Genomic DNA, 24460 nt, shown 5'->3' with positions numbered 1-24460 from the left:
AGCCGGCTCAGGCCGGGCGCAGCGCGAGTCGCGATGCACTCAACCCTTGCACAGCGATTCGATCTCCGAGGAAACGGGAATCTTGCTCTGCGCCAACAGGCTGCGGTGCTTGTCCAGGCGCTTGAGGTCATACAGATAGTTGACCATCAGCCCCATGGATTGCTTGAGTCCCTTGGACGACAGGTCTGCCGCCCAGTTCAGGCGCTCCACGCGCGCACCGTTGCCAAGGTGAAAGCGTGCCACGGCATCCAGCGGACGACCCTTGGCAGTTTCCCGCCCCAGATAGCGCGCGGCGCAAAACATGGCGGCCTGACGCACCACCGATTTCTCCGGCAGCGAGCCCGGATCGTCCAGCGCGGCCAGCAATTGCGCGGCACTCACTCCGCCGGCGACTTTTTCCAGGGCTGCCTTTTGCTTGTCGTCGAGCTCCGCCAGCGCCGCATCGCCGTTCTTGCTCAGCCAGCTGCGCAGTCCCGGAATCGGCGACAGCGTGGCGAACTGCTTGAGCTTGGGAAACTCCTCGGTGAGCGTCTCCACCACATGCTTGATGAGCGAATCGCCGAAGCTCACGCCCTTGAGTCCGGTCTGGGTGTTGCTGATGGAATAGAAGATGGCGGTGTTGGCCTTGGCCAGATCGGCTGCCGCTGCGGCCTCGTCCAGCAGCGGAGCCATGCTGCCGGCCATCTTGTCCAGCAGCGCCACCTCCACAAAGATCAGCGGCACATTGGGCATGCGCGGGTGAAAGAACCCATAGCAGCGGCGGTCGCTGTCGAGGCGATTCTTCAGATCGGCCCAGCTGCGGATATCGTGCACTGCCTCGTACTTGATCAGCTTTTCGAGCAGCGATGCGGGCGAGTCCCAGTTCAGGCTTCTGAGCTCCAGCAAGGCCACATCGAACCAGCTGGAAAACAGATGCTCCAGCTCGGCGTCCAGCGCCACATAGTGCTGCTCCGCCTTGGGCAAGGCCAGCAACTCGGCGCGCATGTCGACCAGAAAGCCCATGCCGCCCTTGGGCTGGGCAAAACGCTGCAGCAGCCGCGTGCGCGACGAAACCAGGGCGCGGCGCAGGCTCATCTCGGCCTCGCCGCGTTCCACATCGCTGCCCGCCTTGTCGTAGCGCTCGCGGGCCGCCTGCAGCGCCTTGGCATCGGGGCCGAACTTTTCGATCGCCAGCAGCCAGAAGTCCTTGCGTGCGGCCAGATCGGCCTTGGCATACCAATCCATCAGCAGCTGCGCGTGACGGCCGCCCTCCACGTCGCTGAGCGCGGTATCCGCCACCTGCTGCATGTCCAGCAGCAAGCGACGCAGCTCGCGCGGCGACAGCGCCTCCTCCCCACGACGCAAGGTGGCCTCCAGGCGTTGCGCCAGCGGGCGATGCTGGGCGTCGCCCTTCTCGCCCTCGGCACCGCGCACCCACAGCTTGGTTTGCTCAATCCACTCGGCTGCCCACCCCATATGCATCTCCTTGTTCCAGCACCATCACGCTCTCATTGAAGAAGCAGATACCGCAATTGCAGTAACGCTTTCAGCCATTATGTGCAGTTTTTCCGCCTCGCACACCACACCATGAAAAACGCAGACCGAAGTCTGCGTTTTTCAGGATTTGGCCTTCAGGCCGCAGTCCGCTGAACCGCGTAGGCCTGGCGCTTGCCGCACCACGCCCACATGAGCACACCGGCCACGATCATGGGAATGCACAGCCACTGCCCCATGCTCATGCCCAGCGAGAGAATGCCCAGGAAGTCGTCGGGCTCGCGGAAGTACTCTGCGATGAAGCGGAAGGCCCCATAGCCGATCAGAAAAACCGCCGCGACCTGGCCGGGCTTGCGCTCCTTGCGCGCGTAAAGCCACAGGATGATGAACAGCAGCAGCCCTTCCATCAGGAACTGATAGATCTGCGAGGGATGACGCGGCAGCATGGAGCCGCTTTGCGGGAACACCATGGCCCAGGGCAGATCCGCACTCGCAAAACGCCCCCAGAGCTCGCCGTTGATGAAGTTGCCGATGCGGCCCGCAGCCAGCCCTGTGGGCACGCAGGGCGCCACAAAATCTGCGACTTCCAGCCAGTTGCGCTTGCGCGAGCGCGCAAACCAGATCATGGAGCCGATGACGCCCAGCAGGCCGCCGTGAAAGCTCATGCCGCCCTGCCAGACGGCAAGAATCTCCAGCGGATGCGAGAGGTAGTAACCGGGCTTGTAGAACAGGCAGTAGCCGATGCGCCCGCCCACGACCACGCCCAGCACGCCAAGGAAGAGAATGTCCTCCACATCCTTGCGCGCCCAGGCACGATCGCCCGTCATGTATTTGAATGGAGGGTGGTGCAGTCGGCGCGTGCCCAGAAACAGGAACAGACCAAAGGCCACCAGATAGGTAATGCCATACCAGTGCACGGCCAGCGGGCCAATCTGCACGGCTACAGGATCAATGTGCGGATACATCAGCATGTCAGGCATTGTGCCGCAGGCCGATGACGTTTCTGCAAAACTGCATGCTCCGAGAACGCTGCAGAGCCTCATTCACCGGCTCAAAGCCCCCCTGATGCGAAAAACTTCGACCTGGCATCCTGCTACATCCGGCGCCAGCGGCGCTCTTTCAAGCGTCAATGCGGCTTGTCCACCGCCAGGCCCTGCTCGCGCACGGTCTGGCGCACAACCTTGGCGGTCTCATCCATCATGGTGCTCAATCGCTGCGGTGTGCCACCCAATACATTCACGCCCATGGCCTGCAACCGCTCCTGCACGGCAGGATCCTGCAAGGCCGCGTTGGCAGCGCCGTTGAGCCTGGTCACGACGGCCTGCGGTGTTCCTGCCGGAGCAACGATGCCGAACCAGGTGATGGCCAGATCGTTGAGCACAGGGTGGCCCAACTCCCTGAACGTGGGCACCTGCCGCAGGGCCGGCAAGCGCTCCTGCGCGGCAACGGCGAACGGAACCAGGCGGCCCGCAGCCACATGCGGAGCCGACGAAGGGTATTGATCGCTGAGCACCTGGGTCTCGCCCGACAGCGCGCCGCTGATCACCGGCCCCTGCCCCTTGTAGGGAATGTGGTGCAGCTTGAGCTTGAGATCGGCATTGAGGCGCTCGGCAATCAGATGCCCGATGGAGCCGATTCCGGCCGATCCGATATTGAACTGCCCCGGCTTGCTGCGCGCAAGAGTGAGGAACTGGGCATAGTTCTGCACACCCATATTGGGATGCACGGAAAACACCGACGGAATGGACGCCAGTGCAACCACCGGCACAAAGGCCTTGGCAGGATCTATGCGTGCCGACTGCGGCAGCATGACGGGATTGACCACCAGCGTGCTGATGGTGCCCAGGCCTATCGTGTAGCCGTCAGACGCCGCATTTGCCACGGCCTCGGCCCCGATGAAGCCGCTGGCGCCGGACCGGTTGTCGACCACCACGGGCTGACCCAGCGTCGTGTGCATGGCATCGGCAACCAGGCGCGCCACGATATCGGTGGAGCCTCCGGGCGTGAAAGGGACCACCAGACGCACGGGACGCTGCGGGTAACGCCCTTCTGCAGCCTGCGCCGTCAATGCCCCCAGCAAGGCCAGCAGCCCTGCTGTCTTCAACAAGAAGGAGGGGCGAACAGCGAAAGACATGGAGATCACTTTCTGGCAAGACAATAAAAACAGCCGCGCGACTTGCATCGAGCGGCTGTGGGATTGTCCGTCAGCAGGCAAAGTCCGCGCTGACGAAATGACGAAACAAACGTAACTTAATCGTCGAGCAGCGACAGATCTCGCACGGCGCCGGTATCGGCGCTGGTCACCAGCTTGGCATAGGCCTTGAGGGCCGCGGAGATCTTGCGGGGACGGGCCTGGGCAGGCTTCCAGCCCTTGGCATTCTGCGCTTCACGGCGGCGGGCCAGCTCTTCGTCGCTGACCAGCATGTTGATGCTGCGGTTGGGAATGTCGATGCGGATGATGTCGCCGTTCTGCACCAGGCCAATCGCGCCGCCGGCTGCCGCTTCGGGAGAGCAGTGACCAATGGACAGGCCGGAGGTACCGCCCGAGAAGCGGCCGTCCGTCAGCAGCGCACAGGCCTTGCCCAGGCCCTTGGACTTGATGTAACTGGTGGGGTAGAGCATTTCCTGCATGCCGGGGCCGCCCTTGGGGCCTTCGTAGCGCACGATGACCACATCGCCGGCCTTGACCTTGTCGGCCAGGATGTTGGCCACGGCCTCATCCTGCGACTCGACCACATGGGCCGGGCCTTCGAAGACCAAGATCGACTCGTCCACGCCTGCGGACTTCACCACGCAGCCGTCCAGCGCGATGTTGCCGCGCAGCACGGCCAAGCCGCCTTCCTTGCTGAAAGCATGCTCGTAGCTGCGGATGCAGCCTTCGGCACGGTCCAGGTCCAGGCTGGGCCAGCGGGTGTTCTGGCTGAACGCCACCTGCGTGGGAATGCCGGCGGGGCCGGCCATGTAGAAGTGGCGAACGGCCTCGTCCTGCGTGCGCATGATGTCCCACTGCTCCAGCGCATCCTTCATGGTCTTGGCATGCACCGTGGGCACATCGGTGTGCAGCTTGCCGGCGCGGTCCAGCTCGCCCAGGATGGCCATGATGCCGCCAGCGCGGTGCACGTCTTCGATGTGGTACTTGGGCGTATTGGGTGCCACCTTGCACAGCTGGGGCACGACGCGCGAGAGGCGGTCGATGTCGGCCATGGTGAAGTCGATACCCGCTTCCTGGGCGATGGCCAGCAGGTGCAGGATGGTATTGGTGGAGCCGCCCATGGCGATGTCCAGCGTGATGCAGTTCTCGAAGGCCTTGAAGCCCACGGAGCGCGGCAGCACGCTGTCGTTGTCGTTCTCGTAGTAGTCGCGGGCCAGCTCGACGATGCGGCGGCCGGCGCGCAGGAACAGCTCTTCGCGGTCGGCATGCGTGGCCACCACGGTGCCATTGCCGGGCAGGGACAGGCCCAGCGCTTCGGTCAGGCAGTTCATCGAATTGGCGGTGAACATGCCCGAGCAGGAACCGCAGGTCGGGCAGGCGGAGCGCTCCACCTCGGCCACTTCGGCGTCGGAATAGCGCTGATCGGCCGCGATCACCATGGCGTCCACCAGGTCCAGCTTCTTGAACTCTATGGTCTTGGTTTCGGGGTTGGCCAGCTTGGTCTTGCCGGCTTCCATGGGGCCGCCGGAAACAAAGATCACCGGAATGTTCAGGCGCATCGCAGCCATCAGCATGCCGGGGGTGATCTTGTCGCAGTTGGAGATGCACACCAGCGCATCGGCGCAATGGGCATTGACCATGTACTCGACCGAGTCCGCGATCAGGTCGCGGCTGGGCAGCGAATACAGCATGCCGTCATGGCCCATGGCGATGCCATCGTCCACGGCGATGGTGTTGAACTCCTTGGCCACGCCGCCGGCCTTTTCGATCTCGCGCGCGACCAGTTGCCCCAGATCCTTCAGATGCACATGGCCGGGCACGAACTGGGTGAAGGAGTTGGCAATCGCAATGATGGGCTTGTCGAAATCGCCATCTTTCATGCCGGTGGCACGCCACAGGGCGCGCGCACCGGCCATGTTGCGGCCGCCAGTGGAGGTTTTGGAACGGTATGCGGGCATGGGGTTCGCTATAAGACGTTATCGGGAAATGATTCTTTGGATTATGGCCCAGCACTGCAAGGCAGCGATGCCTAGCCCATGGCGGGCTGTCAGGCAAAACAATCACAAGACATCGTCAATCACGATGCCTGATTCACTGCTCAACGACGTCGCTGGCCCGGTGCCATGGCCTGCTTCTGACGCTCGATACGCTCTTTCTTGCGCTGGTCCATCTTCTCCATGGCCTTGCGCTTGGTATAGCCCGAAGCATCGGCCCAGGCCCACCAGGCGGCAGCCGCGCCATAAACGCCCAGAATCGGCCACCAGCTCCAGCCTGCAACAGGCCCGATCTGAGCCAGCTTGAGCAGCGACAACACGATCGCCAAACCTAACAGATACATACATCCCCTTTTTTGTTGATTTTCCAGAACACAGAGTGCACTGGAGAGTACACAAGCCAAGCACTACAATGCGCTAAAAGATCAACTTTAACCCCGCACCCTGGGAACTCATGATGAAGCAATTTCTGATCGCTTTCGCCCTTTCCGCCGCTGCCGTGGCCCCTGCCATGGCCGATCAGGCTCTGGCACAGTCCAAGAACTGCATGGCCTGCCACGCTGTTGACAAGAAGCTGGTTGGTCCCGCATTCAAGGATGTGGCCGCCAAGTATGCAGGCCAGAAGGACGCAGCCGACAAGCTGGCTGCCAAGGTCATCAAGGGCGGCTCCGGCGTGTGGGGCCCCGTGCCCATGCCCGCCAATCCCCAGGTGAACGACGCCGATGCCAAGAAGCTGGTGGCCTGGATTCTGGCGCAGAAGTAAATCGACTGCCTCTCAACGGCGCGAGACAGGGCCGTTATCAAAAACCGCATGGCTCCCATGCGGTTTTTTGTTTCTGAAGCTACCGCGACTCAGCGGATCGCCCTGCTCTTCCATCAGCCCACCGGCACCAGGATTCCAGACTTCGCTCCACACCCGTGAGATCAGCATCTGCAACACTTGACTGCTGCTGCTCGGCAGCAACTCGGCCCGTGGCTCGCTTCGCGACGAATCAATACCGCAGCCGTTGCAATGCAGACTGTCAGGCAGCAGCGTGCAATAAAAAAGGCCCCGAAGGGCCTTTTTTTGGATTCACGGCCTAGGCCAGTGAATTACGCATCACGCGAAGCACGCTTGCGATCGTGTTCCTTCAGGTGACGCTTGCGCACGCGCAGGCTGGTGGGGGTGATTTCCAGCAGCTCGTCCTCTTCGATGAATTCCACGCCGTACTCCAGCGACAGCTCGATGGGAGGCGTGATCTTGATCGCGTCTTCCTTGCCGGAAACACGGAAGTTGGTCAGCTGCTTGGTACGTGTGGCGTTCACCACCAGATCGTTGTCGCGGCTGTGGATGCCGATGATCATGCCTTCGTACACGGGGTCGCCGGCCTTCACGAACATGCGGCCACGGTCGTCCAGCTTGCCCAGGGCGTAGGTGAAGATTTCACCGTCGTCCATGGAGATCAGCACGCCGTTCTTGCGGCCGCCGATGTCGCCCTTATGGGGTTCGTAGCTGTCGAAGATGTTGGCGATCAGGCCGGAACCACGTGTCAGGTTCAGGAATTCGTTGGTGAAACCGATCAGGCCACGGGCAGGGATACGGTATTCCAGACGGACGCGACCGCGGCCATCGGGTTCCATGTTCACCAGCTCGCCCTTGCGCTCGCCCAGTGCCTGCATCACGCCGCCCTGATGGCCTTCTTCGATGTCGGCAGTCACCAGCTCGATAGGCTCGTGCTTTTCGCCGTCGATCATCTGCATCACGACGCGAGGCTTGGACACGGCCAGCTCGTAGCCTTCGCGGCGCATTTCTTCCAGCAAGATGGTCAGGTGCAGTTCGCCGCGGCCGGAGACTTCAAAGATACCGTCTTCGTCGGTTTCCTTGACGCGCAGAGCCACGTTGGAGCGCAGTTCCTTTTGCAGACGGTCCCAGATCTGGCGGCTGGTCACGAACTTGCCTTCACGACCTGCCAGGGGCGAGGTGTTCACGCAGAAGTTCATGGTCAGGGTGGGCTCGTCAATCTTCAGCATGGGCAGAGGCTGGGGATTGGCGGGGTCGGTGACGGTCTCGCCGATACCGATGTTTTCGATACCGCTGATCAGCACGATCTCGGAAGGACCGGCTTCGGTGGCCTGCACGCGGTCCAGACCCTGGAAGGTATGCACCTGGTTGATCTTGCCGCTGTAGCTCTTGCCGTCAGGACCGGCCATCACGGCCACTTGCTGACCGGGCTTGAGCGTGCCCTGGGTGATGCGGCCCACGCCGATACGACCCACGAAGGTGGAGTAATCCAGAGCGGAGACCTGCAGCTGCAGGGGAGCGCTGGCATCGCCCTGCACGGAAGGCACATGGTCGAGGATGGTGTCGAACAGGGCGGACATGTCCTCACCCCACTTGGCACCGGGCTCGCCCTCTTCCTTGGACGACCAGCCGTTGATGCCGGAGGCGTAGACCACGGGGAAGTCCAGCTGCTCGTCGGTGGCGCCCAGCTTGTCGAACAGGTCGAAAGCGGCGTTGATCACCTTGTCGGGGTTGGCGCCGGGCTTGTCCACCTTGTTCACCACCACGATGGGGCGCAGGCCCAGGGCCAGAGCCTTCTTGGTCACGAAGCGCGTCTGGGGCATGGGGCCTTCCTGCGCATCGATCAGCAGCACCACGCCGTCGACCATGGACAGGGCACGCTCCACTTCGCCGCCGAAGTCCGCGTGACCGGGCGTGTCGAGAATGTTGATGTGGGTGTCCTTCCAGGACACGGCACAGTTCTTGGCCAGAATGGTGATGCCGCGCTCACGTTCGATGGCATGGTTGTCCATCACGGTGTCGACGACTTTTTCGTGCTCGGCAAAAGTGCCGGACTGGCGCAGCAGCTGGTCCACCATGGTGGTCTTACCGTGGTCAACGTGCGCGATGATCGCAATGTTGCGGATTTGTTTGCTCATAATGTTTCCAAAATGCCGCTTGCTTGTGGACGCGGCGTTCCTTCCAAAATTTGTTGAATTTCTAGCGGACTGAGCAGGCGCTCGGGAATCAATTCCCCGCTCGCCACACGGCCTACCCCTAAAAGGGCATGCGGGCGCTCACCATACACCGCCACGGCCGGGGCATCCGCCCAAGACCCTCGACGGCGCAAGCCTGATAGAAAGCGTCCTGCATCCTGTTCACCCAAGGTGACGACGGCATGACGATGCAGCAGGGTATCGACAGGCTGGACCTGCGCGATGCGCTCTTCATCGTTCATGGCTTCCAGCGCCTGCAGCGTCACGCAACGCGACACTTCAAGACCGCCGGTTTCCACACGGCGCAGAAAACGCAAATGGGCGCCACAGCCCAAGGCCTCGCCCACGTCTTCGCCCAATGTGCGGATGTAAGTGCCCTTGCTGCAGGTCACTCTCATCTTGACAGCCGGATGCCCCTGATCGTCCTGCACCAGAGTCAGATCCAATGCATGAATGGTGACATCGCGTGCGGGGCGCTCCACTTCCACGCCCGCACGGGCATATTCATAGAGTGCCTTGCCGTCCTTCTTCAGCGCACTGTGCATGGGCGGCACCTGCTTGATGTCGCCTGTGAACTGGGCCTGCACCTGCGCCAGGCGCTCGGGCGTGATGGCTGCCAGATCGACGGCACGCTCCAGCACCACATCGCCCTCGGCATCGGCCGTGGTCGTGGTCTGGCCCAGGCGGGCAATGGCTTCGTAGGTTTTCTCGGCTTCGAGCTGAAGCTGACTGAATTTGGTGGCAGCGCCGAAACACAGCGGCAGCACGCCACTGGCCAGCGGATCAAGCGTGCCTGTATGCCCGGCCTTTTCGGCGCGCAGCAGCCACTTGACCTTCTGCAAGATATCGTTGCTGGACCAGCCCAGCGGTTTATCGAGCAGCAACACCCCATGCACAGGGCGCCGCTGCACCCGGGTGCGAGGGGCGTTCATGTGCTTATTCCTGTTCGGGTCCGCGCGACGCCACAGCCTTGGCGATCAAGGCGTTCATGTCGGCAGCGCGCTCTGTAGTGCGGTCGTAGACGAAATGCAGCGTGGGCACGGTATGAATGTGCAGACGCTTGAACAGGCCGTTGCGCAGAAAGCCTGCGGCCTGATTGAGTGCTGCCAGCGTCACTTCGGGATCGCCGACGAGCACGCTGAAGAACACCTTGGCGTGGGCATAGTCAGGAGTCACCTCCACGCCTTGCAGCGTGACCATGCCGACGCGCGGGTCCTTCAACTCGCGGGCGATCAGCTCCGACAGATCACGCTGGATCTGGTCGGAAACTTTGAAGCTGCGGTTGGGAGCAGCAGATTTGCGTTTGGTTGCCATGAATAAAAAAGGAGCTATTTGCGCTTGCTGCACAAGGATCTCAAGGTGTTTTCAACCTCAAACCCTTGTGCAACAGGCGCTAGCAGCTATTGCTTTTACAGCGTACGAGCGATTTCCTTGATCTCGAAGACTTCCAGCACGTCGCCTTCCTTGATGTCGTTGTAGTTGCGCAGCTTGATACCGCACTCGAAGCCTTCCTTGACTTCCTTGACATCGTCCTTCATGCGACGCAGCGACTCGATCTCGCCCGTGTAGATGACCACGTTGTCGCGCAGCAGACGGAAGTGTGCATTGCGGGTGACGTGACCTTGCGTAATGTACGAGCCGGCAATGGTGCCGATCTTCGTCGCCACGAACACGGTGCGGATCTCGGCCATACCGATGATCTCTTCGCGCTTCTCGGGAGCCAGCATGCCGGACATCGCAGCCTTCACCTCATCCACGGCGTCGTAGATGATGTTGTAGTAGCGAACGTCGACATCGTTGCCTTCAGCGGTCTTGCGGGCCTGAGCATCCGCACGCACGTTGAAGCCGATGATGATGGCCTTGGAAGCCAGCGCCAGGTTGACGTCGGACTCGGAAATACCGCCCACGCCGGAGTACACCAGCTGAACCTTGATCTCGTCGGTGGACAGCTTGAGCAGCGAGGCTGCCAGAGCTTCCTGCGAGCCTTGCATGTCGGCCTTGATGATGATGGGCAGGGTCTGCACATCGCCAGCGGACATTTCGGCGAACATGTTTTCCAGCTTCGCAGCCTGCTGCTTGGCCAGCTTGGTGTTGCGGAACTTGCCGGCGCGGTAGGTCGCGATTTCACGGGCACGACGCTCGTCGCTCAGCACCATGAAGTCGTCACCCGCCTGGGGCACTTCGTTCAGACCCTGGATCTCGACAGGGATGGAAGGACCGGCTTCCTTGGTCTGCTTGCCGTCTTCGTCGAGCATGGCTCGCACGCGACCATAGGTCTGGCCCGCCAGCACCACATCGCCGACCTTCAGCGTACCGGACTGCACCAGCACCGTAGCCACGGTACCGCGACCCTTGTCCAGCTGGGCTTCGATCACGATACCCTTGGCAGCGGCGTCCACGGGCGCCTTGAGTTCCAGCACTTCGGCCTGCAGCAGCACTTGCTCCAGCAGCTCGTCGATGCCCTGACCGGTCTTGGAGGACACGGCCACGAAGGGAGAGTCACCGCCGTATTCTTCGGGCAGCACCTCTTCCACGACCAGTTCCTGCTTGACGCGATCGGGGTTGGCTTCGGGCTTGTCGGCCTTGGTGATGGCCACCACGATGGGAACACCAGCCGCCTTGGCGTGCTTGATGGCTTCCTTGGTCTGGGGCATGACGCCGTCGTCGGCAGCAGCCACCAGAATCACGATGTCGGTGGACTTGGCACCGCGAGCACGCATGGCCGTGAAGGCCTCGTGACCGGGAGTGTCCAGGAAGGTGATGATGCCGCGAGGCGTCTTCACGTGGTAGGCACCGATGTGCTGAGTGATGCCGCCGGCTTCGCCCGACGCCACCTTGGTGCGACGGATGTAGTCCAGCAGCGAGGTCTTGCCGTGGTCCACGTGACCCATGACGGTCACCACGGGAGCGCGCGGCAGTTGCTCGGCTTCGGAGTTGGAGACTTCCTCGGCGGTGAAGGCTTCGGGATCGTCCAGCGCAGCCACCTTGGCGGTGTGGCCCATTTCTTCCACCACGATCATGGCGGTGTCCTGGTCCAGCGGCTGGTTGATGGTGACCATCTGGCCCATCTTCATCAGAACCTTGATGACCTCGGATGCCTTGATGGCCATCTTGTGAGCCAGTTCGGCCACGGTGATGGTCTCGGGCACCGAAATCTCCAGCTGACGGAACTCGGGAGCCTGCTGCTGTTGCTGCTCGTGACGATCATTGCCACGACGGCCGCCCTTGGGACCACCGCGCCAGTTGGAACGGCCAGCCACGCCGCCGGAGCTGTCGCCACGGGTCTTGATTTCCTTCTTCTTGCCGGCGTCGTTGGACCAGCTCGAAGACAGCTTGGCGGACTTGACTTCCTTGCCTGGACGGGCGCCGCCGCCGGCATTGGCCGCGCCAGCGCTGCCTGCAGGCTTGTTGCCATCCTTGGCGGCAACAGGCTTCTTGGCATCCGCAGCGACCGGAGCAGCCTTCTTGGGCTCCTCGGGCTTCTTGGCGACCAGCACCTTCTTGGGCGCAGCCATCATGGCGCGGATGGCTTCCGCTTCGGCCAGGGCCTTGCGGCGGCGCTCATCCAGATCCTTGGCGCGGCTGGCTTCTTCAGCAGCCTTGGCCTGGGATTCGGCTTCCGCCTTGGCGCGTGCCTCGGCCTGGGCCGCAGCACGTGCGGCAGCGCCTGCGGCGTGCTCGCGCTTTTCTTCTTCCTTTGCCGCCTTGGCTTCAGCCACCTTGGCGACTTCCGCGGCTGCATAGGCTGCAGCACGTTCCTCGGCTTCGCGCTCGCGGCGCTCGCGCTCTTCGCGCTCTTGACGTTCCTTGGCCAATTGTTCTTCCTGATGGCTCAACAGCTCGGCCTCGCGGCGAGCATCTTCTTCACGGCGTACCAGCTCTTGACTAGCGGCACGCTCCTGCACAGCCTTAGCCATGCTTTCCGCATTGGCCTGAGCCTCGGCGGGAGTGTCTTCCCGCTTCACGAAAGTGCGCTTCTTGCGCACTTCCACCTGAATCGTACGGGCACGGCCCGATGAATCCGCCTGCTTGATTTCGCTGGTGGACTTCTTGGTCAGCGTAATCTTCTTGGCACCGCTGCCATGGCTTGCCTGCAGGTGAGACAGCAAGCGCTGCTTGTCACCTTCGGTCAGCGCGTCAGCCGCATTGGCCTTGTCAACCCCGGCGGCCTTGAGCTGCTGCAGCAAGGTATCAGGGGTCGTGTTGCGCTCTTTCGCAAATTCTGCAACCGTATTACTCGACATAAATGCTCTGTACCTCCCTGACCTTACTCTTGCCCATCGGTAAACCAGTGCTCACGCGCCTTCATGATCAAGGCCTTGGCTTCTTCGGCAGTCTGACCGGTGATTTCGGTCAGCTCGTCGATCGCCAGATCGGCCAGATCGTCACGTGTGTGCACATCAGCTTGCGCCAGCTTGTCCAGCAGCTCGGCAGTCATGCCGTCCAGAGACACCAGATCCTCGGATGCCTTGCTCACATTTTCTTCGCGAGCAATTTCCTGACTCAGCAGTGCATCCTTGGCGCGGCTACGTAGCTCGTTCACCGTCTCTTCGTCGAAGGATTCGATTTCGAGCATTTCCTGCAGCGGCACATAGGCCACTTCTTCCAGGGTCTCGAAACCTTCTTCGATCAGGATGTTGGCGATTTCCTCGTCCACATCCAGCTTTTCCATGAACAGCTTGCGCGAGACAGCCGACTCGTCGGCCTGCTTCTGGGCAGACTCTGCAGCGTCCATGATGTTGATCTTCCAGCCTGTCAGCTCGGAGGCCAGACGCACGTTCTGACCGCCGCGACCGATGGCGATGGCCAGATTTTCCTCGTCCACGACCACGTCCATGGCATGCTTTTCCTCATCCACAACGATGGAAGAGACATTGGCAGGAGCCAGGGCACCGATCACGAACTGGGCGGGGTCTTCGGACCACAGCACGATATCCACACGCTCGCCGGCCAGCTCGTTGGTCACCGCATTCACGCGGGTGCCGCGCACGCCGACGCAGGTGCCGATGGGGTCCACGCGCTTGTCGTGGCTGAGCACGGCGATCTTGGCACGAGAGCCGGCGTCACGGGCGCAGCTCTTGATCTCCAGCAGACCTTGCTCGATCTCGGGCACTTCATTGCGGAACAATTCCACCATGAATTCGGGAGCCGAGCGCGACAGCAGGATGGGAGCACCGCGCAAGGTGGCATCGACTTCCATGATCATGGCGCGCACGCGGTCGCCATTGCGCAGATTTTCCTTGGGGATCATCTCGCCGCGCTTGAGTCGGCCTTCCACACGGCCGGATTCGACAATGATGTCGCCCTTGTCCATGCGCTTGACGGTACCGGTAAAGATCTTCTCGCCACGGGCCAGGAATTCGTTGAGCAGCATTTCGCGCTCGGCGTCGCGAATCTTCTGCAGGATGACCTGCTTGGCAGCCATGGCACCGATACGGCCGATGGGCAGCGACTCGATCTGCTCTTCAATGAACTCACCAATTTGAATGCCGGGCACGCGGTCTTCCGCATCCATCAGCATTTCTTCGGCGTCGGGGTTCTGCAGACCGGCATCGTCAGACACCACCACCCAGCGGCGGAAGGTGTCGTAGTCGCCGCTTTCGCGATCGATGGACACGCGGATGTCTACTTCACCTTGGTACAGCTTCTTGGTGGCCTGTGCCAGTGCGGATTCCACGGCACCAAAAACCACATCGCGTTCCACGTTCTTTTCACGCGAAATGGCTTCAACCAACATCAACAGTTCGCGATTCATGCGACGACTCTCCTATTTCAATCACACAAAGAGGATTTGCATGCGACCTCTTTGCCCCAAAAGATTCAAACGCTTCAGCTGCCTCACTCGGGCTTGGCTGCGCGTCCTTTGAAATTCACAATCGGTGCCAGACGAGCTTCGCGCAACTCGTCAAGCGTAAAGCCCATCGCGTTCAACGGCGCAGGCTCACGCTTCTTGCTGACGCGCACGCCCGGCTTGGGAGGCGGCTCATCGCTCCAGACGATCTGCCAGCCACCTTCTTCAGTCCGCTCCAGCGTGCCACGAAATTTCTTGCGGTTTGCATTGATCTTGTCGCCACCTGCAGCCCCGATGGGAGCCTTGAGCGTCAGATCCACCTCCGAGCCTTCAAAGCGGATGAAGTCCTGCTCATGGCGCAGCAAACGATCAATGCCTGGAGAAGAGACCTCCAGGCGGGCGTAGTCCGCACCATCGACTTCCAGCGCAAACTGAAGCTGGCGCGTGACCTTTTCGCAGTCTTCCACTGTCACGAACTGCTCGGGCAGCTCAGGCGCACCGTCCTCCGGCGCCTGCCAAGGCAAATCAATCGTGATGCGCAGCAGGCCGCCGGCCGAGCGCTCGATTTCAACCAGGTCATAGCCCAGACCTGTCACGGTTTGTTCAACGATTTGCTGTAGTGCCACGTGTATTCAGTTCAATCCCGAAAAATCTGTCAAATCATGGACTTAGCTCTGCCAAAAACAGGTTTCGCCATGAATTGCCCAAAAAAAACGGGCGGTATGTACCCGCCCGTTTGGTCGTGAAGCCGTGATTGTAGCCGCAAACCACTGTTTTCGCAAAAAGTGTCTCGCATAAAACAGCGATCAACGCAAGACTTCCTGCAGGTCATCAGCGCGCAACAATCGCTGCAGCAAATCCTGGGCCTCCTGCACATCGGCGGGCCTCGCCGCCGCATCTGCGGGCAGGGATTGCAGCATCCGCGCCAGCACCCCCGTCTGCGGAAGCACAGGCCCCAGGAATCTGGCCTGCTCGCCCTGCGCCACCAAAATGGACGGAAAGGTTTCTATGTCCAGATCGCCAGCTACATCCTCACGGTCTTCCACATCGAGCCAGACAAAACGCATCTGTGGAAACTGGGCAGCAAGAGCCTCGAAGGGCTGCCGGTACTGTTTACAGGTACCGCACCAGTCAGCACAGAGGCAGACAACCAGCCATGCGTCTGCTTTTGTAATTTCTTGTTTCATTTCACGAACTCTGGGCAGGCCTTCGCACACGCCCCTGCATTGATCCCGGCAATGGTAGCGCCAGATGCCCTTAAGGACTCAAACCCCGGTCATCACCCCACCAGCGCGCATTGAGACCCTTGAAGCTGCCGCACTCTATCCCTATTATTTTCCTGAATGCGGGCGCAGCAATGGCAGCAGCCAAGGCAACAGTCTTGCGCCCATCTTTTGACAAGAAGATTGGTGACTCCATGGATTACAAGGACTATTACAAGATACTTGGCGTGGACAAAAAGGCCTCCACCGAGGACATCAAAAAGGCCTATCGCAAACTCGCCCGCAAATACCACCCCGACATCAGCAAGGAAAAAGACGCGGCTGCTCGCATGGCCGAGGTCAACGAAGCCAACACCGTGCTCTCCGACCCCGAAAAGCGCGCCGCCTACGACGCCATGGGCGACGAGATGCAGTTTGCTCAAAATGCCAGAGCTCAGGGCAGCGGAGGCTTTCGCCCGCCGCCCGACTGGGATCAGCGGGACTTTCACTTCAGCAGCCAGGGCGATGCCGGCAGCGACGCCGATTTCAGCGACTTTTTCTCGCAGATGTTCGGCCAAGCCGCTCGTGCACGGCGCCATCAGGGCCAGCAAGGCGCGCGCAGCACCCCAGACATGCGCGGCCAGGACCAGCATGCCAGCATAGAGCTGGATCTGCAGGACAGCTATAGCGGCGCCGTACGCTCGCTGCATCTGCGCAGCACCGTGCTCGACGACCAGGGCATCCCCACCCACAAGGACAAGGAGCTGCAGGTCACCATTCCCAAGGGCGTGCGCGAGGGCCAGATGATTCGCCTTGCCGGTCAGGGCAACCCGGGCCTGGGCAAGGGTGCTCCAGGCGATCTGCTGCTGGAGGTGCACTTCCGCAGCGACCCACGCTGGTGGTCCGAAGGCAAGGATGTCTACCAGCGAGTGCCGCTCGCGCCCTGGGAAGCCGAGCTGGGTGGCCCCGTCCCCTTCAAGACGCTGGCCGGGGAACTGGAAGTCACCGTGCCCGCCGGCTATCGCTCGGGCCGCAAACTGCGCCTCAAGGGCAAGGGCCTGCCCGCCGCCACGCCAGGTGATCTGTACCTGGTGCTGGATGTGGTCTTCCCGCCCGCGGCGACACCCGCGCAAAAGCAGGCTTATGCCGACTTTGCCAGGGCCTTCCCGCAGTTCGATGCCCGCAGCCTGAGTTGAAAGGTTTTCCCATGAGCCCCTCCCACTACCCTTTCTACGAACCTGCCGAGCTGCTGGAACAGGCCGTGCTCGATCTGCACGAGCTGGCGCGCCATTGCTGCACCAGCCCGCAATGGGTGATCGAGCATGTGCAGACAGGCGTCATCAGCTATGACAACGAAGGTCAGCTGCGCGAGATCAGCCACGAGCAATGGCGCTTCAGCAGCCAGACGCTGGTACGTGCACGCCGCATTGCCCAGCTGGAACACAGCTTCGACGCCGACCCTCAGCTCGCCGCCCTGACCACCGATCTCATCGAGGAAGTGCAGCAACTGCGCCGCAAGCTGAAAAATCTGCAGGGATGAGCAAACCAACGCTCTGAAGCCGTGAAAAGCAAAAAGCCCTCGTACCGAAGTGACGAGGGCTTTTTTGCGGGCCGCACACCAGGGCGCAGCCTGCCGCAGGAATTAGCCGTGGCGCTTGCCGGGCTGCTTCTTGCTGCGAGTGTGCGAACCACGCTCCAGGCTCACGCGCTGGCCACGGCCGGGAGTGGGCAGGGTCACGCCATTGGGTGCCTGGGGACGGGGAGTGGCCTTGCGGTCTGCTTCGGTAACGATCTTATTGCCCATGTCGAATTCTCAATTGGGAGGTTGAAAAGGATCAATTAGGCCACAGCCAGAGAATTCGCGCCAAATAAATACAAACTTTCGAGTGCGGATTCAGTGTTTTTCAGCGAATGCCTGCCTCGCGAATCAGTGAACCAACAGCAATTGCAGGCATTCAAAGCCTCAAACCTTTGAAGGGAAGGCGCTGCTCGCCATCACATTCAGACCGCCGAAGGCTCGGCAACGACCCCGGCGGCCTCGACCAACTGGCGCGTATATGCCTGCCTCGGCGCAGTCAGCACCGCCTGCACATCGCCCTGCTCCACGATCTGCCCGTCCTTCATGACCAGCACCTCATGGGCCATGGCGCGAATCACGTCCACATCGTGGGTGATGAGCAGATAGGCCAGACCACGCTCCTTCTGCAGCCGCTGCAACAGGGCCAGCACTTGCTGTTGAATGGTGACATCGAGTGCACTCGTGGGCTCGTCCAGCACCAGGACCTCGGGCTCCATGATGAGCGCGCGTGAAATCGCCAGGCGCTGCCGCTGCCCGCCCGAGAATTCATGCGGATAGCGCTGCAGCAGGCCGGGAAACTGGGCCTCGGTCAAGCCCACCTCTTCGAGCATCTTGAGCACGCGCTCGCGCCGCGGCCCGGCAGCGAGCTCAGGGGCATGGATCTGCAGGCCTTCGCCGACGATCTCCTCCACCGTCATGCGCGGAGAGAGCGAGGAGAACGGATCCTGAAACACCACCTGGATCTTGCGCCGCAGCGCCAGATTGGCGACGCTGTTGCGGATTGCCGGCTGCTGCCATTGCCTGCCAGCCACCTGCAGCTCCCCGGCCGCAGGCAACAGCCCCAGCACGGCCTGGGCCAGCGTGGATTTACCGGAGCCCGATTCACCGATCACGCCCAGGGTACGGCCGGGCCGCAGCAGCATATCCGCGCCCTTGACCGCGACGAACGCACCCTTTTTGAACCAGCCGCGAATGCCTGGCAAGGGCGTGGCATAGCTCACCTGCAAGGCCTGGGTCTGCACCACGGCAGCCTCACCGGCCGGCACGGTCTCATCTGCCACATTGCGTACCGGCCGGCTGGCCAGCAGCTTGCGGGTATAGGCATGCTGCGGGTTCCGCATGAGATCGGCCACTGCGCCCTGCTCCACGAGACGGCCTTTTTCCATGACGGCCACGCGGTCGGCAAAGCGGCGCACCAGGTTCAGGTCATGCGTGATCATCAGCACGGCCATGCCGGTCTGCCGCTGCAGATCGGCCAGCAAATCCAGGATCTGGCCACGCAGCGTCACATCCAGCGCCGTTGTCGGCTCGTCGGCCAGCAGCAGCCGGGGACGGCTGGCCAAGGCCATGGCAATCATGGCGCGCTGACGCTGGCCGCCGCTGAGCTGGTGCGGAAAGCTCTGCGCGCGACGCTCTGGCTCAGGGATGCCGGTAGTGGCCAGCAGCTCGACGGCCTGCTTCAAGGCCTGGGCCCAGCTCAAGGCCTGCTTGAGCTGCAGCACCTCTGCCACCTGCGCGCCGACGGTCATCAGCGGGTTCAGCGCCGTCATCGGCTCCTGAAAGATCATGGCGATATCACCGCCGCGTATGTCCTGCATCTCGCGCTCCGAAAGCCCCAGCAGATCGCGCCCGTCCAGCAGGGCTTGGCCGCCCAGTTGCGCATCGCCCACCAGGCGCAGCAGCGACAGCGCCGTGACCGACTTGCCCGAGCCGGACTCCCCCACCAGCGCCAGCTTTTCACCGGCTGCAAGTTCGAAGCTCACATCCTGCACCACGGGCTTGCCCGCAAAAGACACGCTCAGATCGTGCACGGCCAGCAGCTTGCTGCCGGCCTGGCCTTCATATTTCTCCTTGCTCATGGCTTGCCTCCTGCGCGCTTTGCAGTCCCGGTGTGCGCCTGCTTGCGCGGGTCCAGCGCATCGCGCAGGGCGTCCCCCATAAAGGTCAGCAACAGCAGCGTGATGACCAGCACGCCAAAGGTGGACAGGGAAATCCACCAGGCATCGATATTGTTCTTGCCCTGGCTCAGCAGCTCGCCCAGGCTGGGCGTGCCTGGCGGGACGCCCAGACCCAGAAAATCGAGCGAGGTCAGCGCCAGGATGGCCCCGCTCATGCGAAACGGCAAAAAGGTGATCACCGGCGTCATGCTGTTGGGCAGAATGTGGCGAAAGATGATGGAGCGATTGCTGGCACCCAGCGCCTGGGCGGATTTCACATAGTCGAGCTGGCGATTGCGCAGAAACTCGGCTCTCACATAGTCGGCCAGCCCCATCCAGCCGAACAGGCTCAGCAGGATCAGCAACAGCGAGACACTGGGCGCAAACAGCGCGCTGAAGATGATGAGCAGGTAGAGCTCGGGCATGGAGCCCCAGATTTCCGTCAGGCGCTGGAAGGCCAGATCCGTCTTGCCGCCAAAAAAGCCCTGCACCGCTCCCGCCAGCACGCCCAGCAGCACGCCCACGGCCGTCAGCGCCAGGCCGAACAGCACGCTGACGCGAAAACCGTAGATGAGCTGCGCCAGCAGATCGCGCCCCCGGTCGTCGGTGCCCAGCCAGTTGTCGGCCGACGGCGCAGAAGGATTGGGCGACTTGGCAAAGTAATTGATGGTGGACTTGCCATAGCGGTTGATAGGGAAGATCGCCCAGTTGTCGCCCTCGCCGAGCCTTTGCTGGATGAAGGGATCGAGGTAATCGGTCGGCGTATGGAAATCGCCGCCAAACGTGGTTTCCGGGTAATCGTGCAGCAGCGGCAGATAGGTCTGCCCCTCGTAGCGCACGATGAGCGGCTTGTCGTTGGACAGCAGTTCGGCAAACAGGCTGAGCAACACCAGCACCGAGAAGATCAGCAGGCTGACAAAGCCCAGTCGATTGCCTTTGAAGCGCCGCCAGGCCCGGCGCCCAGGGGATTCGGACTTGGCAGCAGGCGCCGCCGGCACACGCTCTACTCCTGTATTCATAGCTTCTTGCGCTTGCAGGGCATTGGTTTGAGGCTTATTTTGCATAAATCAATCAAACTTGACCCGGGGGTCTACCCAGACATAGCAAAGATCGCTGATGAGCTTGGTCACCAGGCCGATCAGCGTGAACAGATACAGCGTGCCCAGCACCACGGGAAAGTCGCGCCGGATCACGCTTTCATAGCTGAGCAGACCCAGGCCATCGAGCGAGAACAGGGTCTCGATCAGCAGCGCGCCGGCAAAGAAGGCGCCGATGAAAGCCGAGGGAAAGCCCGTGACGATGGGAATCAGCGCATTGCGAAACACATGCTTGTAGAGCACCTGGCGCTCGGACAGCCCCTTGGCGCGGGCCGTCAGCACATACTGCTTGCGGATCTCTTCGAGAAACGAGTTCTTGGTCAGCATGGCTGTCACGGCAAAGCTGCCGGCCACCATGGCCGTCACAGGCAGCGCGATATGCCAGAGATAGTCCGTCACCTTGCCCATGGTGCTGAGTTCGTCGAAATTGGCCGATGTCAGCCCGCGCAGCGGAAACCACTGCAGCTGCCCGCCAAAGACGACCAGCAGCGCCACGCCCAGCACAAAGCCCGGAATGGCATAGCCGATGAGAATCACGATTGTGGTCGCCAGATCGAAGCGCGAGCCGGCCCGCACAGCCTTGGCCACGCCCAGTGGCACGGCCACCAGATAGCTGATGAAAAACGTCCACAGCCCCAGGCTGATGGAGACCGGCAGTTTTTCCTTGACCAGCGCCCAGACGCTTTTGTTCTGAAAAAAGCTGGTGCCCAGATCGAAGCGCGCGAACTGGCCCAGCATCTGCACAAAGCGTTCTACCGGGGGCTTGTCAAAGCCGTACAGCGCCTTGATCTCTTCGAGCCGCTTGGGATCCACGCCCTGGCCGCCCCGGTAGCTCATGGAAGCGCCTTCGGCGCCGTGTCCGGCACCGGCCTTGGCCTCGGCCAGATACTGCTCCACCGGGCCACCGGGCACGAACTGGATGACGACAAAGGTCAGCAGCAGCACGCCCAGCAGCGTGGGGATCATCAGCAAAATGCGTTTGAGAATATAGGCAAACATCTTCGATCAACCCTTGTTTTCAGCCGCGGCAGCGCTGGTCGCAGCGCCGGGCCGCCCAAAGCAGAGGGGCAGCGACCCGTGCAACGGTGGAGCGTGGGGGCCACTTTACCTGGGCCGCCGCGCCGGGTCGCCCCAAGCAAGGCCAGCCCCCTCGGGGGGCAGCGACCCGTGCAACGGTGGAGCGTGGGGGTCACTTTACTTGGCCCACCAGGCATAGACGGCCCATAGCTCGCCCGGCGAATAGGCCGGAATCTGCCCCGGCAGCGCCAACTTCCAGGCGTCATAGACCATGCGGTGCGTGCCCGAGTAATACTGCGGGATCAGGTAATGGCCGTGGACGATGATGCGCTCCAGCGCGTGGCAGGCGGGCAGCATCTGCTGCTCGGACTTGGCCGCAGCCATCTGGGCGATGATGGCATCCACGGCCTTGCTCTTGAGACCGACATAGTTCGAGGCTCCCTCCACATCGGCGGCGGCGCTGCCGAACAGCTCGGCATATTCCTGGCCCGGATTGTGCGTGCCGGGCACGTTGAGCGTCACGATGTCGAAATCGTATTTGTCCATGCGCTGCTGATAGAGCGCGTAGTCCACATTGCGGACCTTGAGCGTGATGCCCAGCTTTTCCAGATTGCGCATCCAGCTGCTGACGATCTTGACACCGCTCTCGCTGCTGTCCAGATATTCCAGCACCATGGGCTCGCCCTTGGCGTTGCGCAAGGCTCCATCCCTGACCGTCCAGCCGGCATCGGCCAGCAGCTTCTGCGCACGCCGCAGATTGCCGCGCAGGCCATCAGGCCCGTCGGTGCGTGGCGGCTGGGCCATCTGCCCCAGCGTGCCTGGCGGCAGACTGCTCTCATAGGGCTTGAGCAGGGCCAACTCGGCATCGCTGGGATCGCCCGTGGTTTCGCAAGCGGTGTTGCCAAACAATCCATGCACGCGCTGATATGCGCCATAGAACATCTGACGGCTCATCCACTCAAAGTCATAAGCCAGGCCCAGGGCCTCGCGCACGCGTACATCCTTGAGCTGCTCGCGGCGCAGGTTCAGAAAGAAGCTCTGAAAGCCCGAGGGCAGCTTGTTCTCGAACGCGCCCTTGACCAGTTCGCCCGAGGCGAAGCGCCGCCCCGTCAGACGCCTGGCCCAGTCGCCCGCGCTGTTGATGCGCATGAGATCGAACTCACCGGCCTTGAGTGCCTCCAGCCGCGCCGTGTTGTCCTTGTAGATCTTGATGGTGACTCGGTCAAAATTGGCCAAACCGACACGCACCGGCAAGGCTGCCCCCCAATACTTAGGGTCGCGAACATAGCTGATGTCCTTGCCAAACTTGACCGGCCCTATCTTGTAGGGCCCACTGCCGATGGGCGTGTCCATCACCACCTGATCGAAGGCCTTGGGCTTGCCATCCGCGCCCAGCCCCCAGTCACGGCTGAACACCGGCAACAGGGCGCCCACGGTCAGCGGCAGGTCGCGGTTGGGCTTTTTGAAGCGAAAGCGCACCGTGCGCTCGTCGAGCACATCACAGGCAGCCACCTCGGCAAACAGCGTCTTGTAGCCGGGCGAGACATATTTGCTCAGCAGCGTCTCGTAGCTGTGCTTCACATCCTGGGCCAGCACGGGCTTGCCGTTGTGAAAGCGTGCCTGCTTGCGCAGTTTGAAGGTCGCGGACAGGCCGTCGGCCGCCACCTCCACATCCTCGGCCAGCAAGCCGTAGCCCGTGGCCGTCTCGTCGAGACTGGGGGTCAGCAGGGTCTCGAACAGCATGTCCGCCAGATAGGCAGGCGGCGAGCCCTTGATGGTGAAGGGGTTGTACTTGTCGAAGGTCGAATAGCGCAGATTGCTGACCATGCGCAACTCGCCGCCCTTGGGCGCTTGAGGGTTCACATAGTCAAAGTGCTTGAAGTCGGCCGCGTACCTGGGCTGACCCCAGAGCGCATAGCCATGTGCTGCCAGGGCAGGTGTGGCAACTTGGCTGCTGACAATCAGGGCTGAGCAAATCATCCAATGGCGCATGCGACAATTCTGCCCTACCCCGACTGATTCGCACCCAGTTCGAACAGATACGTTTTCAAAGATGGCGCGTCTGCCACAGATGCAGCCATCGTCTCTTTCAATTTTCTTTGGAGAACAACAATGGGTTTTCTCGCCGGTAAAAAGCTGCTGATCACGGGCGTTCTGTCCAACCGTTCCATTGCCTACGGCATTGCCAAGGCCTGCCATGAGCAAGGCGCAGAACTGGCTTTCAGCTATGTGGGTGAACGCTTCAAGGACCGCATCACCGAATTTGCTGCCGACTTCGACTCCAAGCTGGTGTTCGACTGCGACGTGGGCGACGACGCCCAGATCGAAAAGCTGTTCGCCGACCTGGGTGCCACCTGGGGCAAGTTCGACGGCTTTGTGCACTCCATCGGTTTTGCCCCCCGTGAAGCCATTGCCGGCAACTTCCTCGACGGTCTGAGCCGCGAGAACTTCAAGATCGCCCACGATATCAGCGCCTACAGCTTCCCCGCCATGGCCAAGGCAGCCCTGCCTTACCTGAACGACAAGTCCTCGCTGCTGACCCTGTCCTATCTGGGCGCTCTGCGCTCCATCCCCAACTACAACACCATGGGCCTGGCCAAGGCATCGCTGGAAGCATCCGTGCGTTACCTGGCAGAAGCCGTGGGTCGCACTGCCGACGGCCGCGCCATTCGTGCCAACGGCATCTCCGCCGGCCCCATCAAGACCCTGGCTGCCTCCGGCATCAAGGACTTCGGCAAGCTGCTGGGCCGTGTGGCCGACGCCGCTCCTCTGCGCCGCAACGTGACCATTGAAGACGTGGGCAATGTCGCGGCCTTCCTGCTGTCCGACCTGGCCTCCGGCGTGACCGCCGAGATCACCTATGTGGACGGCGGCTTCAGCCAGACCGCAGGCCTGTCTGCCGATCAGGTCTGAGCCCCAGGCTTTTGACGACACCAGCCCCGCAGGCCTCAGCAGCCTGCGGGGCTTTGTTTTTTGGGGCCGTGCCCGACATCTTGGCCCTTGCCCTACAAGCGCGGCAAAGC

21 protein-coding genes are annotated in these 24460 nt (G+C 61.8%); 4 read left to right on the top strand and 17 right to left on the bottom strand.

Going from position 1 to position 24460, the window contains the following annotated elements; all coding sequences use genetic code 11:
• Positions 1-39: 39 nt before the first annotated feature.
• From AAIL66_RS05980 to AAIL66_RS05960, 5 genes are all read right to left on the bottom strand, one after another.
• Positions 40-1455 carry a malonyl-CoA decarboxylase gene (locus AAIL66_RS05980; RefSeq protein WP_034351853.1) on the bottom strand — a complete coding sequence of 472 codons (1416 nt, stop codon included), beginning with the start codon at positions 1453-1455 and terminating at the stop codon, positions 40-42.
• Between the two features lie 155 nt (positions 1456-1610).
• Positions 1611-2453 carry a prolipoprotein diacylglyceryl transferase gene (gene lgt, locus AAIL66_RS05975; RefSeq protein ID WP_343496235.1) on the bottom strand — a complete coding sequence of 281 codons (843 nt, stop codon included), beginning with the start codon at positions 2451-2453 and terminating at the stop codon, positions 1611-1613.
• A gap of 146 nt (positions 2454-2599) precedes the next feature.
• On the bottom strand, positions 2600-3607 hold the full coding sequence (locus tag AAIL66_RS05970) for a tripartite tricarboxylate transporter substrate binding protein (RefSeq protein WP_343496234.1): 1008 nt from the start codon (positions 3605-3607) through the stop codon (positions 2600-2602).
• A 116-nt stretch (positions 3608-3723) separates the two neighbouring features.
• Complete coding sequence (gene ilvD / locus AAIL66_RS05965; protein ID WP_003063146.1) at positions 3724-5583, bottom strand: dihydroxy-acid dehydratase; 1860 nt, start codon at positions 5581-5583, stop codon at positions 3724-3726.
• Between the two features lie 140 nt (positions 5584-5723).
• Positions 5724-5963 (bottom strand): TIGR04438 family Trp-rich protein, encoded by a 240-nt coding sequence (locus tag AAIL66_RS05960; RefSeq protein WP_003063147.1) that lies wholly within the window; start codon positions 5961-5963, stop codon positions 5724-5726.
• Between the two features lie 113 nt (positions 5964-6076).
• Between AAIL66_RS05960 and AAIL66_RS05955 the strand changes: the two genes are divergently transcribed.
• Complete coding sequence (locus tag AAIL66_RS05955; protein WP_034350048.1) at positions 6077-6382, top strand: c-type cytochrome; 306 nt, start codon at positions 6077-6079, stop codon at positions 6380-6382.
• Between the two features lie 329 nt (positions 6383-6711).
• Here AAIL66_RS05955 and typA read toward each other — a convergent pair whose 3' ends face one another.
• From typA to AAIL66_RS05920, 7 genes are all read right to left on the bottom strand, one after another.
• Positions 6712-8538 carry a translational GTPase TypA gene (gene typA / locus AAIL66_RS05950; protein WP_034351801.1) on the bottom strand — a complete coding sequence of 609 codons (1827 nt, stop codon included), beginning with the start codon at positions 8536-8538 and terminating at the stop codon, positions 6712-6714.
• Complete coding sequence (gene truB, locus AAIL66_RS05945; protein WP_003080481.1) at positions 8535-9527, bottom strand: tRNA pseudouridine(55) synthase TruB; 993 nt, start codon at positions 9525-9527, stop codon at positions 8535-8537. The genes typA and truB overlap by 4 nt, the downstream gene beginning before the upstream one ends.
• A gap of 4 nt (positions 9528-9531) precedes the next feature.
• On the bottom strand, positions 9532-9909 hold the full coding sequence (gene rbfA / locus AAIL66_RS05940) for a 30S ribosome-binding factor RbfA (RefSeq protein WP_003056352.1): 378 nt from the start codon (positions 9907-9909) through the stop codon (positions 9532-9534).
• A 95-nt stretch (positions 9910-10004) separates the two neighbouring features.
• The gene (gene infB, locus AAIL66_RS05935; protein ID WP_012837914.1) at positions 10005-12839 is read right to left on the bottom strand and encodes a translation initiation factor IF-2; all 2835 of its coding nucleotides are present in this window, start codon (positions 12837-12839) and stop codon (positions 10005-10007) included.
• A 23-nt stretch (positions 12840-12862) separates the two neighbouring features.
• Positions 12863-14350: a transcription termination factor NusA gene (gene nusA / locus AAIL66_RS05930; RefSeq protein WP_003063156.1), complete on the bottom strand. Its 1488-nt coding sequence runs from the start codon at positions 14348-14350 to the stop codon at positions 12863-12865.
• A gap of 83 nt (positions 14351-14433) precedes the next feature.
• On the bottom strand, positions 14434-15012 hold the full coding sequence (gene rimP / locus AAIL66_RS05925; protein ID WP_034351798.1) for a ribosome maturation factor RimP: 579 nt from the start codon (positions 15010-15012) through the stop codon (positions 14434-14436).
• A 180-nt stretch (positions 15013-15192) separates the two neighbouring features.
• Positions 15193-15573: a thioredoxin family protein gene (locus AAIL66_RS05920; protein WP_034349992.1), complete on the bottom strand. Its 381-nt coding sequence runs from the start codon at positions 15571-15573 to the stop codon at positions 15193-15195.
• Between the two features lie 230 nt (positions 15574-15803).
• Between AAIL66_RS05920 and AAIL66_RS05915 the strand changes: the two genes are divergently transcribed.
• A complete protein-coding gene (locus tag AAIL66_RS05915) occupies positions 15804-16784 on the top strand; it encodes a J domain-containing protein (protein ID WP_034351852.1) in 981 nt (326 codons plus the stop codon).
• Positions 16785-16795: 11 nt separating this feature from the next.
• Complete coding sequence (locus AAIL66_RS05910) at positions 16796-17128, top strand: chaperone modulator CbpM (RefSeq protein ID WP_003063164.1); 333 nt, start codon at positions 16796-16798, stop codon at positions 17126-17128.
• A gap of 102 nt (positions 17129-17230) precedes the next feature.
• On the opposite strand, the gene AAIL66_RS05905 is transcribed toward AAIL66_RS05910, so the two are convergent.
• The 5 genes from AAIL66_RS05905 to AAIL66_RS05885 form a co-directional block, all read right to left on the bottom strand.
• A complete protein-coding gene (locus tag AAIL66_RS05905) occupies positions 17231-17392 on the bottom strand; it encodes a hypothetical protein (protein WP_003056362.1) in 162 nt (53 codons plus the stop codon).
• Between the two features lie 197 nt (positions 17393-17589).
• Positions 17590-19245, bottom strand: a complete 1656-nt coding sequence (locus tag AAIL66_RS05900; RefSeq protein WP_343496233.1) for a dipeptide ABC transporter ATP-binding protein — start codon at positions 19243-19245, stop codon at positions 17590-17592.
• Positions 19242-20342, bottom strand: coding sequence for an ABC transporter permease (locus tag AAIL66_RS05895; RefSeq protein WP_343496232.1), 1101 nt, complete (start codon positions 20340-20342; stop codon positions 19242-19244). The genes AAIL66_RS05900 and AAIL66_RS05895 overlap by 4 nt, the downstream gene beginning before the upstream one ends.
• 48 nt (positions 20343-20390) lie before the next feature.
• Positions 20391-21419 carry an ABC transporter permease subunit gene (locus AAIL66_RS05890; protein ID WP_034407784.1) on the bottom strand — a complete coding sequence of 343 codons (1029 nt, stop codon included), beginning with the start codon at positions 21417-21419 and terminating at the stop codon, positions 20391-20393.
• Positions 21420-21614: 195 nt separating this feature from the next.
• Positions 21615-23429 (bottom strand): extracellular solute-binding protein, encoded by a 1815-nt coding sequence (locus AAIL66_RS05885; protein ID WP_080746249.1) that lies wholly within the window; start codon positions 23427-23429, stop codon positions 21615-21617.
• A gap of 120 nt (positions 23430-23549) precedes the next feature.
• On the opposite strand from AAIL66_RS05885, the gene fabI reads away from it, so the two are divergent.
• Complete coding sequence (fabI, locus tag AAIL66_RS05880) at positions 23550-24350, top strand: enoyl-ACP reductase FabI (protein ID WP_003063172.1); 801 nt, start codon at positions 23550-23552, stop codon at positions 24348-24350.
• Positions 24351-24460: the final 110 nt, after the last annotated feature.

The sequence above is a fragment of the Comamonas sp. F1-6 genome (genome assembly GCF_039581415.1).
GTDB lineage: Bacteria > Pseudomonadota > Gammaproteobacteria > Burkholderiales > Burkholderiaceae_C > Comamonas > Comamonas thiooxydans.
This window is presented reverse-complemented; position numbering and strand designations above follow the sequence as displayed.